Below are 16,789 nucleotides of genomic sequence, written 5' to 3' on the forward strand. Positions count from 1 at the left end.
GTTGAGCATGCCAAAACGCACAGACATCAAAAGCATTCTTATCCTGGGCGCAGGCCCAATCATTATTGGCCAAGCCTGCGAGTTCGACTATTCAGGGGCACAAGCGTGTAAGGCGCTGCGTGAAGAAGGGTATCGTGTCATTCTGGTGAACTCGAACCCTGCCACCATCATGACCGACCCAGAAATGGCCGATGCGACCTACATTGAGCCGATTCAATGGCAGGTTGTGAAACACATCATCGACAAAGAACGTCCTGATGCAATTTTGCCGACCATGGGTGGACAAACCGCACTGAACTGTGCGCTGGATCTCGAGCGCCACGGCGTACTCTCCGAATTCGGTGTGGAGATGATCGGCGCCACGGCGGATGCAATTGATAAAGCCGAAGACAGACACCGATTCGATGAAGCCATGCGCAGCATTGGCCTTGAGTGTCCTCGTGCAGGGATTGCCCATAGCATGGATGAAGCCTACAAGGTTTTAGATGAAGTCGGTTTCCCTTGCATCATCCGTCCTTCTTTTACAATGGGAGGAACCGGAGGCGGGATCGCTTATAACAAAGAAGAGTTCGAGGAAATTTGTGAACGCGGTCTCGACCTGTCCCCCACCAATGAGCTTCTGATTGATGAGTCGTTGATTGGTTGGAAAGAGTATGAAATGGAAGTGGTGCGGGATAAAAATGATAACTGCATCATTGTTTGTTCGATTGAAAACTTCGATGCCATGGGCGTCCACACCGGCGATTCCATTACGGTGGCACCTGCGCAAACGCTGACCGACAAAGAATATCAATTGATGCGAAATGCATCACTGGCGGTGCTGCGTGAAATTGGTGTTGAGACGGGCGGCTCGAACGTACAGTTTGGTATTGACCCTAAAACTGGACGCATGGTCATCATCGAGATGAACCCACGTGTGTCGCGCTCATCCGCGCTCGCTTCAAAAGCCACCGGTTTCCCGATTGCCAAGGTGGCGGCTAAGCTTGCTGTCGGCTTTACCCTTGATGAGTTGATGAACGACATCACAGGCGGTGCGACTCCGGCTTCTTTTGAGCCGACCATCGACTATGTCGTAACCAAAATTCCGCGCTTTAACTTTGAAAAATTTGCCGGTGCGAATGACCGTTTGACCACGCAAATGAAGTCAGTCGGCGAGGTGATGGCAATTGGCCGTAACCAGCAAGAGTCACTGCAAAAAGCCTTGCGTGGTTTGGAAGTGGGCGCGTCAGGTTTTGATGAGATGGTGAACTTGGACGACGATGATGCCCTGACTCGCATTCGTCATGAGCTCAAAGAGCCAGGTGCAGAGCGTATTTGGTACATTGCGGATGCGTTCCGAGCCGGCATGTCAGTTGATGGCGTCTTTAATCTGACGAACATCGACCGCTGGTTCTTGGTACAAATTGAAGACATCGTTAAACAGGAACAACAAGTTCGCGAGCATGGCTTTGCGGGGCTTAATGAAAGCGCATTGCGCCAGCTAAAACGCAAAGGGTTTGCCGATGCGCGTCTTGCCAAATTACTGGGTGTGTCTGAAATTGAAGTCCGCAAGTTGCGCGATAAATTCAACATCCATCCTGTGTACAAGCGCGTAGATACCTGCGCCGCGGAGTTTGCGTCAGATACTGCGTACATGTACTCCAGCTATGATGAGGAATGTGAGTCGCAGCCAACCGACAAGAAAAAGATCATGGTATTGGGCGGTGGCCCGAATCGCATCGGTCAAGGCATTGAATTCGATTACTGTTGCGTGCACGCGTCACTGGCGCTACGTGAAGATGGTTATGAAACCATCATGGTTAACTGTAACCCTGAAACCGTCTCGACCGACTACGATACGTCCGACCGTCTCTACTTTGAACCTGTGACGCTTGAAGATGTGCTGGCGATTGTACGTGTGGAGCAACCGGAAGGCGTGATTGTGCAATACGGGGGGCAAACGCCACTGAAATTGGCACGTGACCTTGAAGCGGCTGGAGTGCCGATTATTGGTACTAGCCCAGATGCGATTGATCGCGCGGAAGACCGTGAGCGTTTCCAAGATGCCGTACAGCGCCTTGGGCTCAAGCAGCCGGCGAATGCAACGGTGACCGCGTTAGAGCAAGCGGTTGAAAAAGCTAAAGACATTGGCTACCCACTGGTGGTGCGTCCTTCCTATGTTCTAGGTGGACGAGCGATGGAAATTGTGTATGACGAGACCGATCTGCGTCGTTACTTTAACGAAGCCGTAAGTGTGTCGCACGAATCCCCAGTATTGCTCGACCATTTCCTCGACGATGCCACGGAAGTGGATATTGATGCGGTGTGTGATGGTGAAACCGTAGTGATTGGTGGCATCATGGAACACATCGAGCAAGCGGGTGTGCACTCCGGTGACTCGGCCTGCTCACTGCCGGCTTACACCCTTAGCGATGACATTCAAGACCGGATGCGTGAGCAAGTGCGTAAGTTAGCGTTGGAGCTGGGGGTCAGTGGCCTCATGAACACGCAGTTTGCGGTTAAAGACGATGAGATCTACCTGATTGAAGTGAACCCGCGTGCCGCACGAACGGTGCCATTTGTGTCGAAAGCGACCGGTGTGCCACTCGCCAAAATTGCAGCGCGTGTGATGGCGGGCCAATCACTGACTGAGCAAGGCTTTACCCAAGAGGTGATCCCGCCTTACTACTCAGTCAAAGAAGTGGTGTTACCCTTCAACAAGTTCCCCGGTGTTGACCCATTGTTGGGCCCTGAAATGCGTTCAACCGGTGAAGTGATGGGAGTTGGCGACACCTTTGCTGAGGCGTTCGCTAAAGCGGATTTAGCTTGCGGAAAAGCCTACAGCGAAGGGGGACGCGCACTGCTATCGGTACGTAACAATGACAAGCAACGTGTGGTTGACTTGGCCGCTAAGCTGCTGAAATTAGGGTTTGAGCTGGATGCCACTCACGGTACAGCCGTGATTTTGGGCGAAGCGGGTATCAATCCTCGATTGGTCAACAAGGTTCACGAAGGACGCCCTCATATTCTTGACCGGATCAAGAACGGTGAGTACAGCTACATTGTGAATACCACCGAAGGACGCCAAGCGATTGAAGACTCGAAAGTGCTACGTCGTGGCGCACTCGCTGCCAAGGTGAACTATACCACCACACTGAATGCTGCTTTTGCCACTTGTATGGCATTGACGGCGGCAGACATGAGCAAAGTCAATTCGGTACAAGCGCTTCATGCGCGCGTATTGAATAAGTAAACGACGACGTGCTGATACAGACAGCGCCCACCATCCGGTGGGCGCTTTTTTTTGCTAAAGGCGCGTTTAAGGCAGCAGACGGCGATGGATCAGCGCCTGATAAAGCTCTCGCTCGAACTGAGTGATGGGGGCTGGTACGTTATCTGGCAAGGCCTCGTCATCAGGGTGGTAGTGGCTAACCAGCTGTACCACAATTTGCTGCTGATTGTCGTCAGTTTCAATAAACCCTGCCAAATTATGACTGCCATAAAGTGAACCACTTTTCGCAAATAACCGCCCTTTGATGGGCGCGCGACGCACACTCTGGCGGTATTTTAAGGTGCCATCAATCCCGGCGATGGGCAGCATCGCTTTGAGGCCTAATTCTGGGTGGGTGAGAATATAGTGCACCACCTCAGAAAGCTGGCGTGCACTTAAACGATTATTCCGCGATAGCCCTGAGCCATCAACCATGATGGCATGGGTAAGATCCAGCCCTTTCTCGGCGAGGATTGCTTTCACTGCCGCCACACCATTTCGGTACGACCCTGGTTGCTGAAAATACCGCTGGCCGACTGTTTTCAGCAGATTGTCCGCAATTAAGTTATCCGAGTCTTTTATCATGCGAGTTAGCAAGGCTTCCAAGTTGACGGAGTCGTGACGCGCCAGCTCTCGGATTTGGTTTGGAGTGCGCGCCTGTACAATATTGCCTGTTACTTTGACGCCGAGCCGGGCTAATTCATCGGCAATTATCGCTTTCACATAAGCGGGCGGATTTTGCACGGCAAAATTGAGCGGCAGCGGTCGCTCTCGATGCGCCAAACAGCCAGAAAAACGATAATGATTGCGGGGAGTTGCGGTAAGGTCTAAGTCACAGTGTGCCGCGTTTTTTTGCTCTTCACTGACCGCGCGTGCCTCGGTGATGACTGTGATCGGTTGATGGCTAGGAACATGGACACGGGTATGCTCGGCGTCTGGTGTGCTGTATATCGCGCCTTGTACACAATTGTGATTGAGCGCAATGGACGTCGAGGGAGCGCTATAACAAACAGCGAGAATATCCCACGGCCAGCCAACAGCGCGTGATTTACCGCTAAAGATATGACCATCTAAAAAGACGTTATTAATCGTGGTGAGCCCTCGTGCGGGTAGCTGGCGAAGTAGTTGGCGCAAGTCTTTGCGTGTGAGCAGCGGATCACCGCTAAACACCAGCGCAATATCATCACCAGCTTGGACTAACCGAGTAGAAAAACGAAAGGTCTCTGGCAGATATAAGCGAGCGGCGAGACCGGTTACCAGCTTTTGCGTGCTGGCTGGTGGCAGTAATGCATCCGCTTGCAAGGCAACTTGAGGATGATTGGTTTTGACATCACTCACCCACAATGCCAGTTGGCTACCTTGGGGGAGGACTGGAGTGAGCTGTTCAACGCGCAGTGATTGCGAAAGGGCGGGCGAAAGGGCGCTGATCAATAAAACGCCAACCAGTACAATCGTTTGTCGAATAAAACCTGTCATGAATGCGTGCTCGGTCAGTTCTGTCTTTGCTCATCCTACCTTGTATAGCATTGAAGACAAGCGTCAAACGCACGCCGGCTGCGGCTGTACGTGCTTTTGTACCGGTGCGTGCCGTATAGGCCTCACGCTTTGCTTGGATCAAAGGTGATTTTGCGCGGATTCTTGTTTACAATCTGATGAAAGAGTTGAATTACGCCGCGCCCGAATCTTTGGTTTGGGCGTGGCTTTGTTTTGCCAAAATCCCTTTGCTGCGGATTGAAAGAGGTAATGTCATTTATGGATAAAGTGCCAATGACCGTACGCGGTGAGAAACTGCTGCGTGAAGAGCTGGATAAGTTGATCAAGCGTCGCCCTGAGATCTCCAACGCCATTGCTGAGGCGCGTGAACTGGGCGATCTAAAAGAAAACGCAGAGTACCATGCCGCTCGCGAGGAGCAAGGCATCTGCGAAGCGCAAATCCGTGACATCGAATATAAACTCTCGGTGGCACAAGTGATTGATGTCACCAAGATGCCACAAAACGGCAAAGTGATTTTTGGGGCGACCGTGACACTTATTGACGTGAACACGGATGAGGAAGTGACGTATCGCATCGTTGGTGACGATGAGGCGGATATCAAAGCGAACTTGATCTCAGTGAATTCCCCCATTGCCCGTGGTTTGATTGGTAAAGATGAAGGTGACGAAGTCAGCATCACTACACCGGGTGGGTTAAAAGAATTCGAAATCGATAAAGTCGAGTATCTTTAAGAGAAAGTGTTACAGAGTGTAAACATTCTCTGACTTTGACACAGTAAAAAGGCCGCAATGCGGCCTTTTTGTTAAGGTATGCGGCAAGTGACCGCGAACCATTCGGTTATTTGCGCGGCAGCTCGATTTTACGCTCTTCGCTTTGGCGATAGATCACCAAGGTTTTACCGATAACCTGAACTTTTTCTGCGCCAGTTTCACGAATAATGGCGTCGACAATCAGGTTCTTGGTCTCGCGGTCTTCAGAGGCCACTTTCACCTTAATCAGCTCATGGTGGTCAAGAGCAAGCTCAATTTCAGCGACCACGGCTTCGGTTAAGCCATTTGCGCCCATCAATACAACGGGCTTGAGCTGATGAGCCAGTCCTTTGAGATACTGTTTTTGTTTGGTGCTGAGTTTCATGTTGGCTCGATTTCTATTTGCTAGGGGTTGAAAACATGCCATTCTAACGCCATCTCACCACAAACTGAAACAGTATAAATGGTGCTCATCGTGTTGCTGGCGGTTGAGCGCGATTGCCGACATGGCCAGAAAGGTGAGAAAGCAGGAACAACGCGTTGAATTCCCGCTGAATGCGACCCAAAGCGAGAGCCACTTTTAGGAAAACCATGAGTAAAAAAAAGCACTCTGCTAGCTCCGGACGCTGGCTAAAAGAACATTTTGACGATAAATACGTCAACGAAGCACAAAAAAAAGGGTATCGCTCACGCGCTATCTTTAAACTTGAAGAAATTCAGCAAAAAGACCGTATTCTAAAACCGGGCATGACAGTGGTTGATTTGGGGGCCGCGCCGGGCGGATGGTCGCAATACGCGGCAACGCAAGTCGGCGACGAGGGCCAAGTCATTGCGTGTGACATTCTACCGATGGACTCGCTGCCCGGTGTCAGCTTCTTACAAGGGGACTTTCGCGAACAATCCGTCCTTGATGCCCTGTTAGATCGTATCCAACCGGACATGGTTGATGTGGTGATGTCCGATATGGCACCGAACATGAGTGGTAATCAGGCGGCCGATCAACCTCGTGCTATGTACCTGGTCGAGCTTGCGCTCGAAATGTGTCGTGAAGTATTGGGGCCTGATGGCGCCTTTATTGTAAAAGTATTTCAAGGCGAAGGCTTTGATCAGTATTTGGCCGAAGTGCGTAAAATGTTTAAAGCGGTCAAAATTCGGAAACCTGACTCGTCACGTGCGCGCTCACGTGAGGTCTACATTGTGGCTACAGGTTATAAACTGTAGTACCCTTACATTTATCTATCTCAGTTATGCGAGGCTAACACCTTGAGTGACATGGCAAAAAACTTGATTTTGTGGCTGGTTATCGCCGTTGTCTTGATGTCTGTGTTCCAAAGCTTTGGACCAGGCGACAGCGCCGGTCGTCAAGTCGACTACACCACCTTCGTACGTGAAATCGGCAACGATCAAATACAGGAAGTAACTTTTGACGATCGTGAGCTGACCATTACCCGACGTGACGGCTCACGCTATGTCACTTTCATGCCTGTGTATAACGATCCTAAGTTGCTGGACGACTTGCTCAACAAAAACGTGCGCGTAAAAGGCACGCCACCTGAAGAGCCAAGCATGCTGGCCTCGATCTTCATCTCATGGTTCCCCATGTTGCTGCTGATTGGGGTATGGATTTTCTTCATGCGCCAAATGCAAGGTGGCGGCGGTAAAGGCGCCATGTCATTTGGTAAATCCAAAGCCAAGATGATGAGCGAAGAGCAAGTCAAAACCACCTTTAATGACGTGGCTGGTTGTGACGAAGCCAAAGAAGACGTCAAAGAGCTGGTGGATTACTTGCGCGACCCGAGCCGCTTCCAAAAGTTAGGGGGTAAGATCCCAACCGGCGTACTCATGGTTGGTCCTCCGGGTACCGGTAAAACCTTGCTGGCAAAAGCGATTGCCGGTGAAGCGAAAGTGCCTTTCTTTACCATCTCGGGGTCTGACTTTGTAGAAATGTTCGTGGGTGTGGGTGCCTCACGCGTACGTGACATGTTCGAACAAGCCAAGAAAGCGTCGCCGTGTATCATCTTTATTGATGAGATTGATGCGGTGGGCCGCCAACGTGGTGCCGGCCTTGGGGGCGGACACGATGAACGTGAGCAAACCTTGAACCAAATGCTGGTTGAAATGGATGGTTTTGAGGGCAACGAAGGCGTGATTGTAATTGCCGCGACTAACCGCCCAGACGTTCTGGACCCCGCGTTATTGCGTCCTGGCCGTTTTGACCGACAAGTGGTGGTCAGCCTGCCAGATGTCCGTGGCCGTGAACATATTCTGAAAGTACACATGCGCAAAGTGCCGTTGGGTAACGACGTCGATGCGTCTTTGATTGCGCGTGGTACACCCGGGTTCTCGGGAGCCGATCTTGCCAACTTGGTGAACGAAGCTGCGTTGTTCTCCGCGCGTGGTAACAAGCGCGTGGTGTCGATGGTCGAGTTTGAGCTTGCCAAAGACAAAATCATGATGGGTGCTGAGCGCCGCTCAATGGTGATGTCGGAAGAAACCAAAGAGTCGACTGCGTACCACGAAGCAGGACACGCGATTGTCGGTCGCTTAGTGCCTGAGCACGATCCTGTGTACAAAGTGTCGATTATCCCGCGTGGCCGTGCGTTAGGTGTCACCATGTACTTGCCAGAGCAAGACAGAGTCAGCATGTCTCGTCAGCACCTCGAGTCGATGATTTCGAGCCTTTATGGTGGTCGCTTGGCCGAAGAGCTGATTTATGGCAAAGACAAAGTGTCAACCGGGGCATCAAACGATATTGAGCGCGCGACCGATATCGCCCGTAAGATGGTGACGCAATGGGGTTTCTCCGAGAAGCTAGGCCCGCTGCTTTATGCTGAAGATGAAGGTGAAGTCTTCCTTGGCCGCTCTGTGACGCAGACCAAGCATGTGTCTGATGACACTGCGCGCCTGATTGATAGCGAGATCCGTGACATCATCGACCGTAACTATCACCGTGCGAAAGAGATCCTAGAAGAAAACATGGATATCATGCACGCGATGAAAGATGCACTGATGAAGTACGAGACCATTGATGCTGCCCAAATTGATGACCTGATGGCACGTCGCGATGTTCGCGAGCCAGCTGGTTGGGAAGGTGGCAGTGGTGGCTCATCATCGGGTGACACTCCGAAAAAGCCAGAGGCTTCCTCTGAAGCGTCTGATGATAAAAAGCAAAAACCGCTAGACTCAGAAAACCAATCTGAAGCCTAAGCCCACGCGATATAAAACCCCGATCTTATCGGGGTTTTTTTGATCCTTGTTGGGACATCTCATGGAAATAACACACAAAAATAAACGACTCTCCCTGGATAGCCCTGTTGTAATGGGCATTCTTAATGTCACCCCAGACTCTTTCTCTGATGGGGGGCAATATCAGCAATCGAACAAAGCGATTGAACATGCCATGCAAATGCTTGCTGATGGCGCCACGATCCTAGATATCGGTGGTGAATCGACCCGTCCCGGCGCTGCTGACGTGGCAGAACAAGAAGAAATCGACCGGGTTGTTCCCGTCATAAAGGCCATTCGCGCCCAATCGGACTGTTGGATTTCTATTGATACCAGCAAAGCGGCTGTGATGCGTGCCGCGATAGATGCGGGGGCGGACTTGATTAATGATGTACGTGCCTTGCAAGAGCCTGGCGCACTCGAGGTAGCGGCTGAACGACAAGTGCCTGTGTGTATTATGCACATGCAAGGGCAGCCGCGTACCATGCAAGCTGCGCCAGCGTATGACAATGTTACCCGTGACGTAAAAGCGTTTTTAACCGAGCGAATCCAAGCATGTGAAGCTGCCGGCATTTCAAGACAGCAGATTATCCTTGACCCTGGCTATGGGTTTGGTAAAAGCTTGGCCCACAATTATCAATTGCTTGCCGAGTTAGACAGCTTCCATGATTTTGGCTTGCCGGTGTTAGCGGGCATGTCGCGTAAATCAATGATCTATAAGCTGGTCGATAAGACACCACACGACATTTTAGGTGGTAGCATTGCATGCGCGACCTTGGCAGCGCAGAAAGGTGCGCAAATTATTCGCGTTCATGATGTGAAAGAAACGGCGGACGCGCTGCGTGTGGTCGCCATGACAAAGCGTGCAGGCGCACTAGGAGAATAAAAATAATGGCAGAACGTAAATATTTCGGTACCGATGGGGTACGTGGCAAGGTAGGTGAATTCCCAATTACCCCTGAGTTTATGCTCAAGCTTGGTTGGGCAGCAGGGCGTGTCTTGTCGCAACAAGGCACTCGTAAGGTACTGATTGGTAAGGATACCCGGATTTCAGGCTATATGCTCGAATCGGCCCTCGAGTCAGGTTTATCTGCCGCAGGTCTTGAGGCCGCATTTACCGGTCCGATGCCCACCCCTGCGATCGCATATCTGACTCAAACCTTCCGCGCTGAAGCGGGTATTGTGATCTCTGCTTCTCATAATCCGCATTACGATAATGGAATTAAATTTTTCTCATCGGAAGGCACCAAGCTACCCGATGCGGTTGAGCTGGCTATCGAAGCAGAGCTTGAAAAGCCGTTGACCTGTGTGGAGTCCGCCGAGCTGGGTAAAGCGAGCCGCATTAATGATGCCGCGGGGCGCTACATCGAGTTCTGTAAAGGTACCTTCCCCAGTGCTCTAAGCTTGAGCGGCCTAAAGATTGTGCTCGATTGCGCGCATGGTGCAACCTACCATATTGCTCCTTCAGTCTTCCGAGAACTGGGGGCAGAGGTAACGACGATTGGTTGTGCCCCCAACGGCACCAACATTAACGACGAAGTTGGTGCGACAGACGTGCGTGCGTTGCAGCAGCGTGTTCTGGAAGAAAAAGCGGATCTTGGCGTTGCGTTTGACGGGGATGGCGATCGTGTGATCATGGTGGATCATCTTGGTAACAAGGTCGATGGTGATCAAATCGCCTATATCATTGCACGTGAGAGCCTGCGTCGCGGTGAACTTAAAGGTGGTGTCGTTGGGACCCTGATGACCAACATGGGCATGGAACTGGCGCTTAAATCACTGGGTATTCCTTTTGCGCGCGCCAAAGTCGGTGATCGCTATGTGATGGAAATGCTGCAAGAGAAAGGTTGGCGTATCGGGGCAGAGAATTCCGGCCATGTGATTGTGCTGGATAAAGTGACTACCGGAGACGGCATTGTGGCTGCATTACAAGTGCTAGCCAGTGTTGCAGCGACCGGCATGGATCTGAAAACACTGACCGACGGTATGACGCTTCTGCCGCAAGTGCTGGAAAATGTCCGTTTTAAAGGTGATGTTGACCCACTACAAAGCGAAGCCGTGCTCGCAGCGAAGGCCAACGTGGAAGAAAAGCTGGGTGAAAAAGGGCGTGTATTGCTGCGCAAATCAGGTACTGAGCCACTCATCCGTGTCATGGTTGAAGGGCCTGATGCGGAAACCGTGAAGGCTTATGCGCTTGAAATTGCAGAGGCAGTCAAAGCAAACTGTTAATAATTCATCAGCGGGTGGTTATAGAATGCGCAAACAGTGCCGAAATCAGGGTTTTTTGCATTTTTCTCTTGTTTCGGCATCAGGCTTTCGCTAGTATTCACCCGCTCCCAACGAAGGGGGCTGCGCTGGCTGAGAAGTAACACTGCCGGCTCAACAACCTGGAGCATAGGTGGAACCATGTACGAAATTCTACTTGTGATTTATCTGTTGGCCGCAATCGGTGTAATTGGCCTGGTTCTGGTTCAGCAAGGTAAAGGCGCAGATATGGGAGCCTCGTTCGGGGCTGGAGCATCAAACACAGTATTTGGCTCTGGCGGCTCTGGAAACTTTTTAACCCGAATGACAACCGGTTTTGCGATTGCATTTTTTGCTCTGAGCTTGGTGCTAGGTAACATGACAGCCCATAAGCCAAAAGCGCAAAGCGGTTTTGAAGATTTAAGTCAGCCTGCTGTAGAACAGCAAGCGACACCAACTGAGAATGAAATCCCTGTTGATAACAGCGAGATCCCTCAGTAAAAAATTTGCCGAGGTGGTGGAATTGGTAGACACGCTATCTTGAGGGGGTAGTGCCTGTATGGGCGTGCGGGTTCAAGTCCCGCTCTCGGCACCAAGGTTCTCAAAGTGCAATCACTTGCACCTTTGAAAGAAAAGGCGATATAATCATCGCCACTCGGACGCGGGATGGAGCAGTCTGGTAGCTCGTCGGGCTCATAACCCGAAGGTCGTCGGTTCAAATCCGGCTCCCGCAACCACATTTAGTTAGTAGTTTACTCAACTGCTAAACTGAAAGACGCGTTAGCGTTCTTTTACAAAGTTACGCTAACTCGGCTAGCCAACGGCTGGCCGTTTTGCCCTCGGGGCAGTGCCAATAAAAACCATTTTTATCGGCACGGAGAGTTACTCTCTCGTTATTGCTGAAATATTTCCGAGACCAGCGATAACGGCTATACCAACGACATGCGTCACTGGTATAGCATCAGGGTCCAGTTACATTAAACCCCGATTATCGGGGTTTTTTGTTATCTGAAAACGACCATTCGGATAGTAACTGGGCTTTTAAGCCCTTTTTTTATTTCTGGGGTTTGGAATGACAGGATTAGAGAAACAACTGACTGAACTTTTGACCGCGCCGGTTGAGGCGTTGGACTATGAGTTAGTTGGACTAGAGTTCGTTCGGGCTGGCCAACACTCAACATTGCGTATTTTTATTGACCATGAAAATGGCATTACTGTCGACGATTGCGCCGATGTAAGCCGTCAGGTTAGCGCAGTGTTGGATGTGGAAGACCCAATCACAGTGGCGTACAACCTGGAAGTGTCATCGCCAGGCGTGGATCGCCCACTGTTCACCGCTGATCATTATCAGCAATTCATCGGGCATGAAGTGAACATCGTGCTGAAAATGGCTATGCAAAACCGCCGTAAGTGGAAAGGAGAAATCCTTTCTGTCGATGGCGACACCATCACGGTTCGCGTTGACGGCCAAGATGAGGCGTTTGCCTTGAGTAATATCGCCAAAGCAAACCTGGTTCCTTCATTTTAAAAGTAAATGAGGCATTAGTAGATGAATAAAGAAATCTTGGCTGTTGTCGAAGCGGTCTCAAACGAAAAAGCCGTTCCGCGTGAGCGTATTTTTGAGGCACTGGAAACCGCACTGGCAACGGCAACCAAAAAGAAGTACGAAGCCGACATTGATGTACGTATCGCCATTGATCGCAAAACCGGTGAATTCGATACCTTCCGTCGTTGGCTCGTGGTTGACGAAGTCACATTGCCAACCCGTGAAATCACATTGGAAGCGGCGCAATACGAAGACGAAACGATTGAACTTGGTGGTTACATCGAAGACGAAATCGAGTCTGTCACTTTTGACCGTATTACCACCCAAACCGCGAAGCAGGTGATCGTACAAAAGGTACGTGAAGCTGAGCGTGCACAAGTGGTTGAGCAGTTCATGGATAACGAAGGTGAACTGGTTACCGGTGTTGTGAAAAAAGTGAACCGTGATGTGATCATCGTGGATCTGGGGAATAACGCAGAAGCTGTGATTCAGCGTGACGATCAACTACCGCGCGAAAACTTCCGTCCAGGCGACCGCGTCCGTGGTTTGCTGTATGCTGTGCGCCCAGAAGCGCGTGGCTTCCAGCTCTTCATGACACGTTCAAAGCCAGAGATGCTGATCGAGCTGTTCCGCATTGAAGTGCCGGAAATTGGCGAAGAAATGATTGAGCTGATGGGTGCGGCACGCGATCCGGGCTCACGTGCGAAGATTGCCGTGAAGACCAACGACAAACGCATTGACCCTGTCGGCGCTTGTGTCGGTATGCGTGGTGCGCGCGTCCAAGCCGTTTCAGGTGAGTTAGGCGGTGAGCGTATTGATATCGTGCTTTGGGACGATAACCCAGCGCAATTTGTGATCAATGCAATGGCACCAGCCGATGTGGCCTCTATCATCGTCGATGAAGACACCCACACCATGGATATTGCTGTTGAGGCAGATAACCTAGCACAGGCGATCGGCCGCAATGGTCAAAACGTACGTTTAGCCTCACAACTGACCGGTTGGGAACTGAACGTCATGACGGTTGAAGACCTTCAGAAAAAACACCAAGAAGAAGCACAAGCCTCATTGGAGCTGTTTGTTAAACACCTCGACATTGATGAAGACTTTGCCGCGACCTTGGTTGACGAAGGTTTCACCACTCTAGAAGAAGTGGCCTACGTTCCAACGAGTGAAATGCTCGAAATTGATGGCCTAGATGAAGACACTGTCGACATTTTGCGCTCACGTGCCAAAGAAGCGTTGACCACCATCGCACTGGCACAAGAAGAGTCGCTGGAAGGCGCAGAGCCTGCTGACGATCTGTTGGCGCTGGAAGGTCTTTCTCGCGAAATGGCCTTTAAATTGGCGGCGAAAGGCGTGAAAACGCTGGAAGATCTTGCCGACCAAGGCACCGATGATCTGTTGGACATTGAAGGATTGGACGAAGTAAGTGCGGGCGAGCTCATTATGGCAGCACGTAATATTTGCTGGTTCAGCGACGAAGCGTAAAGACGGCAAAGGAGGAGCAGAATGTCAGAGGTTACAGTACATACACTGGCGAAGGAAATTGATACGCCAGTCGATCGTCTGCTGAAGCAGTTTAAAGAAGCTGGTATGCAAAAGTCAGCTGACGATCAGGTAAGCCAAGATGAAAAACAAGCCTTGTTGGCGCATCTCAAACGTGAGCACGGCGACAACGGCAATGCTCCGACGCGTCTGACGCTACAGCGCAAAAAACGCAGCACGCTGAGCGTCTCAGGAGCTGGCGGAAAGAACAAAGATGTCCAAGTTGAGGTGCGTAAGAAACGCACCTATGTGAAACGTAGCGAGCTTGAAGAGCAAAAGGTTGCGCAAGAAGCGGAAGAACGTGCCAAACGTGAAGCCGAAGAGAAAGCGCGCCAAGAAGCTGAAGAGCAAGCGAAGCGTGAAGCAGAAGCGAAAGCCAAGCGTGAAGCTGAAGAAAAAGCCAAACGCGAAGCTGAAGAGAAAGCCAAACGCGAAGCCGAAGAGAAAGCTAAGCGTGAAGCCAAACCGCAAGCGCAACCACAAAACGAGCAGTCCGAAGAGGACGCAGCGGAGACTGCTGCAGCTCGTGCTGCCGATGCGCAAGCGAAGAAAGAAGCTGATGAACTTAAGCGTCGCCAGGAAGAGGAAGCCAAGCGTAAAGCTGAAGAAGAAAGTCAGCGGCAGTTAGAAGAGGCACGCAAAATGGCAGAAGCAAACCAAGAACGCTGGTCTGAACAAGATCAAGCGCTAACCACCATGGAGGCAGCTGATCACCATACAGTTACCTCTCAGTATGCCCGCGAAGCGGAAGACGAAGCGGATCGTCGCGAAGAAAGTGCTGCACCGCGTCGTAAGAAAAAGAAAAAAGCGACTCAAGCTGAGGATAAATCACCTCGTGGCCGTCGTGGTAAAGGCGGGAAAGGCAAAGGCCGCATGGCTAAGCCAACCTCGATGCAACACGGCTTTAAAAAACCAGCGCAAAAAGTAAACCGTGAAGTTGAAATCGGTGAAACCATCACCGTTGCCGAGTTGGCCAACAAAATGGCAGTCAAAGGCGCTGAAGTCGTTAAAACCATGATGAAAATGGGCGCGATGGCGACCATTAACCAAGTGATTGACCAAGAGACTGCACAGCTTGTTGCAGAGGAAATGGGTCACAAGGTTATCTTGCGTAAAGAAAACGAGCTGGAAGAAGCGGTACTGTCTGATCGTGATAACGATGCACCCGTTGCGCCACGTGCGCCAGTCGTTACCATCATGGGTCACGTTGACCATGGTAAAACTTCACTGCTTGACTACATCCGTAAAGCACACGTTGCCACGGGCGAAGCGGGCGGTATTACCCAGCACATTGGTGCGTACCACGTACAAACCGACAATGGCATGATCACCTTCCTGGATACCCCAGGACACGCCGCGTTTACCGCGATGCGTGCACGTGGTGCCGGTGCAACGGATATTGTTGTCTTGGTCGTTGCTGCTGACGACGGCGTAATGCCACAAACCATCGAAGCGATCCAACACGCGAAAGCGGCCGGTGTGCCTCTTATCGTGGCAGTGAACAAGATGGATAAAGAGGGTGCGAACCCTGACAACGTGAAGAACGAACTGGCACAGCATGACGTGATCCCAGAAGACTGGGGTGGTGAGAACATGTTTGTTCACGTGTCTGCGAAACAAGGCCAAAACATCGATGCGCTACTAGAAGCTATCTTGCTGCAATCAGAAGTGCTTGAACTGAAAGCGGTTAAAGATGGTATGGCGCGTGGCGTTGTGGTTGAGTCTCGCCTCGACAAAGGTCGTGGTCCAGTTGCTACCGTATTGGTTCAAGAAGGTACGCTCAAGAAAGGCGATATCGTTCTGTGTGGTCTGGAATATGGCCGTGTCCGTGCGATGCGCGATGAGAATGGCCAAGAAGTAGAAGAAGCGGGACCTTCGATTCCTGTGGAAATTCTGGGCCTATCTGGCGTGCCTGCTGCGGGTGATGAAGCCACGGTGGTACGTGACGAGAAGAAAGCGCGTGAAGTGGCGCTGTATCGTCAAGGCAAGTTCCGTGACGTTAAGTTGGCGCGTCAGCAAAAAGCCAAACTGGAAAACATGTTCTCGAACATGGAAGAAGGTGAAGTAGCTGAGCTGAACATCGTACTTAAAGCTGACGTACAAGGCTCAGTGGAAGCGATCAACGATGCACTGGTTAAGCTCTCAACTGACGAAGTAAAAGTGAAAGTTGTGGGTTCTGGTGTCGGTGGTATCACTGAAACTGACGCAGTACTTGCAGCCGCGTCTAACGCCATTATCTGTGGCTTTAACGTGCGTGCGGATGCCGCTGCGCGTAAGACCATTGAAGCGGAAAGCTTGGATCTGCGTTACTACTCTGTCATCTACACCATGATTGATGAAGTGAAACAAGCGATGAGCGGTATGCTTGCGCCTGAATTCAAACAAGAAATCATCGGTTTGGCAGAAGTGCGCGATGTCTTCAAATCACCAAAACTGGGCGCCATTGCCGGTTGTCAGGTATCTGAAGGTGTGATTAAGCGTAACAACCCAATTCGTGTCCTACGTGAAAACGTGGTTATCTACGAAGGTGAGTTGGAATCACTCCGCCGCTTCAAAGATGATGTGAACGAAGTGAAGAAAGGCTACGAATGTGGTATTGGCGTGAAGAACTACAATGATGTTCGCGTTGGTGACCAAATCGAAGTCTATGAAACCGTTGAGATTCAACGTTCAATCGACTAATTGAACGCGACAATACAACGAGGTTGTTTGGATACACCGTGGGGGGAGGC

The 16,789-nt window shown here is 51.0% G+C and carries 13 protein-coding genes and 2 tRNA genes; 12 read left to right on the plus strand and 3 right to left on the minus strand.

All coding sequences use genetic code 11. The features are described from left to right. Positions 1-7: 7 nt before the first annotated feature. Complete coding sequence (gene carB / locus E8E00_RS02050; protein ID WP_096629850.1) at positions 8-3,232, plus strand: carbamoyl-phosphate synthase large subunit; 3,225 nt, start codon at positions 8-10, stop codon at positions 3,230-3,232. Between the two features lie 66 nt (positions 3,233-3,298). Here the strand turns inward: carB and dacB are convergent, their stop codons facing one another. Further along, a complete protein-coding gene (dacB, locus tag E8E00_RS02055; RefSeq protein WP_240531909.1) occupies positions 3,299-4,726 on the minus strand; it encodes a D-alanyl-D-alanine carboxypeptidase/D-alanyl-D-alanine-endopeptidase in 1,428 nt (475 codons plus the stop codon). Positions 4,727-5,002: 276 nt separating this feature from the next. Here dacB and greA point away from each other — a divergent pair, with 276 nt between their 5' ends. Then, complete coding sequence (greA, locus tag E8E00_RS02060) at positions 5,003-5,476, plus strand: transcription elongation factor GreA (protein ID WP_069589897.1); 474 nt, start codon at positions 5,003-5,005, stop codon at positions 5,474-5,476. A 106-nt stretch (positions 5,477-5,582) separates the two neighbouring features. Here greA and yhbY read toward each other — a convergent pair whose 3' ends face one another. After that, positions 5,583-5,879, minus strand: coding sequence for a ribosome assembly RNA-binding protein YhbY (yhbY, locus tag E8E00_RS02065; RefSeq protein ID WP_069589899.1), 297 nt, complete (start codon positions 5,877-5,879; stop codon positions 5,583-5,585). A gap of 206 nt (positions 5,880-6,085) precedes the next feature. Here yhbY and rlmE point away from each other — a divergent pair, with 206 nt between their 5' ends. The 4 genes from rlmE (at position 6,086) to glmM (ending at position 10,948) form a co-directional block, all read left to right on the plus strand. Continuing rightward, complete coding sequence (rlmE, locus tag E8E00_RS02070; RefSeq protein WP_069589901.1) at positions 6,086-6,715, plus strand: 23S rRNA (uridine(2552)-2'-O)-methyltransferase RlmE; 630 nt, start codon at positions 6,086-6,088, stop codon at positions 6,713-6,715. A gap of 51 nt (positions 6,716-6,766) precedes the next feature. Further along, positions 6,767-8,701: an ATP-dependent zinc metalloprotease FtsH gene (gene ftsH, locus E8E00_RS02075; protein ID WP_096629847.1), complete on the plus strand. Its 1,935-nt coding sequence runs from the start codon at positions 6,767-6,769 to the stop codon at positions 8,699-8,701. 61 nt (positions 8,702-8,762) lie between these two features. Beyond that, positions 8,763-9,605: a dihydropteroate synthase gene (gene folP / locus E8E00_RS02080; RefSeq protein ID WP_069589905.1), complete on the plus strand. Its 843-nt coding sequence runs from the start codon at positions 8,763-8,765 to the stop codon at positions 9,603-9,605. Positions 9,606-9,610: 5 nt separating this feature from the next. Beyond that, positions 9,611-10,948: a phosphoglucosamine mutase gene (glmM, locus tag E8E00_RS02085; RefSeq protein ID WP_096629844.1), complete on the plus strand. Its 1,338-nt coding sequence runs from the start codon at positions 9,611-9,613 to the stop codon at positions 10,946-10,948. Here glmM and E8E00_RS17115 read toward each other — a convergent pair. Continuing rightward, on the minus strand, positions 10,945-11,115 hold the full coding sequence (locus E8E00_RS17115) for a hypothetical protein (RefSeq protein WP_158074958.1): 171 nt from the start codon (positions 11,113-11,115) through the stop codon (positions 10,945-10,947). The genes glmM and E8E00_RS17115 overlap by 4 nt on opposite strands. A gap of 10 nt (positions 11,116-11,125) precedes the next feature. Here E8E00_RS17115 and secG point away from each other — a divergent pair, with 10 nt between their 5' ends. The 6 genes from secG to infB all read left to right on the plus strand — a co-directional run bounded on the left by secG (position 11,126) and on the right by infB (position 16,739). After that, positions 11,126-11,464, plus strand: a complete 339-nt coding sequence (gene secG / locus E8E00_RS02090) for a preprotein translocase subunit SecG (protein WP_077663244.1) — start codon at positions 11,126-11,128, stop codon at positions 11,462-11,464. 7 nt (positions 11,465-11,471) lie between these two features. Then, positions 11,472-11,558: transfer RNA gene (locus tag E8E00_RS02095), tRNA-Leu, on the plus strand. Between the two features lie 65 nt (positions 11,559-11,623). Further along, a tRNA-Met gene (locus tag E8E00_RS02100) sits at positions 11,624-11,700 on the plus strand. Positions 11,701-12,035: 335 nt separating this feature from the next. Next, complete coding sequence (rimP, locus tag E8E00_RS02105; RefSeq protein WP_069589909.1) at positions 12,036-12,491, plus strand: ribosome maturation factor RimP; 456 nt, start codon at positions 12,036-12,038, stop codon at positions 12,489-12,491. A 21-nt stretch (positions 12,492-12,512) separates the two neighbouring features. Further along, on the plus strand, positions 12,513-14,000 hold the full coding sequence (gene nusA / locus E8E00_RS02110; protein ID WP_069589911.1) for a transcription termination factor NusA: 1,488 nt from the start codon (positions 12,513-12,515) through the stop codon (positions 13,998-14,000). A gap of 21 nt (positions 14,001-14,021) precedes the next feature. Then, the gene (gene infB, locus E8E00_RS02115; RefSeq protein WP_069589912.1) at positions 14,022-16,739 is read left to right on the plus strand and encodes a translation initiation factor IF-2; all 2,718 of its coding nucleotides are present in this window, start codon (positions 14,022-14,024) and stop codon (positions 16,737-16,739) included. Positions 16,740-16,789: the final 50 nt, after the last annotated feature.

The organism is Salinivibrio sp. YCSC6, assembly GCF_004916735.1.
GTDB lineage: Bacteria > Pseudomonadota > Gammaproteobacteria > Enterobacterales > Vibrionaceae > Salinivibrio > Salinivibrio proteolyticus.

Coding starts and splice junctions, on each gene's coding strand:
- carB (WP_096629850.1), top strand. CDS start 8: ATGCCAAAACGCACAGACATCAAAAGCATTCTTATCCTGGGCGCAGGC.
- E8E00_RS17115 (WP_158074958.1), bottom strand. CDS start 11,115: ATGCTCCAGGTTGTTGAGCCGGCAGTGTTACTTCTCAGCCAGCGCAGC.
- greA (WP_069589897.1), top strand. CDS start 5,003: ATGGATAAAGTGCCAATGACCGTACGCGGTGAGAAACTGCTGCGTGAA.
- ftsH (WP_096629847.1), top strand. CDS start 6,767: ATGGCAAAAAACTTGATTTTGTGGCTGGTTATCGCCGTTGTCTTGATG.
- dacB (WP_240531909.1), bottom strand. CDS start 4,726: ATGACAGGTTTTATTCGACAAACGATTGTACTGGTTGGCGTTTTATTG.
- nusA (WP_069589911.1), top strand. CDS start 12,513: ATGAATAAAGAAATCTTGGCTGTTGTCGAAGCGGTCTCAAACGAAAAA.
- yhbY (WP_069589899.1), bottom strand. CDS start 5,879: ATGAAACTCAGCACCAAACAAAAACAGTATCTCAAAGGACTGGCTCAT.
- infB (WP_069589912.1), top strand. CDS start 14,022: ATGTCAGAGGTTACAGTACATACACTGGCGAAGGAAATTGATACGCCA.
- rimP (WP_069589909.1), top strand. CDS start 12,036: ATGACAGGATTAGAGAAACAACTGACTGAACTTTTGACCGCGCCGGTT.
- secG (WP_077663244.1), top strand. CDS start 11,126: ATGTACGAAATTCTACTTGTGATTTATCTGTTGGCCGCAATCGGTGTA.
- rlmE (WP_069589901.1), top strand. CDS start 6,086: ATGAGTAAAAAAAAGCACTCTGCTAGCTCCGGACGCTGGCTAAAAGAA.
- folP (WP_069589905.1), top strand. CDS start 8,763: ATGGAAATAACACACAAAAATAAACGACTCTCCCTGGATAGCCCTGTT.
- glmM (WP_096629844.1), top strand. CDS start 9,611: ATGGCAGAACGTAAATATTTCGGTACCGATGGGGTACGTGGCAAGGTA.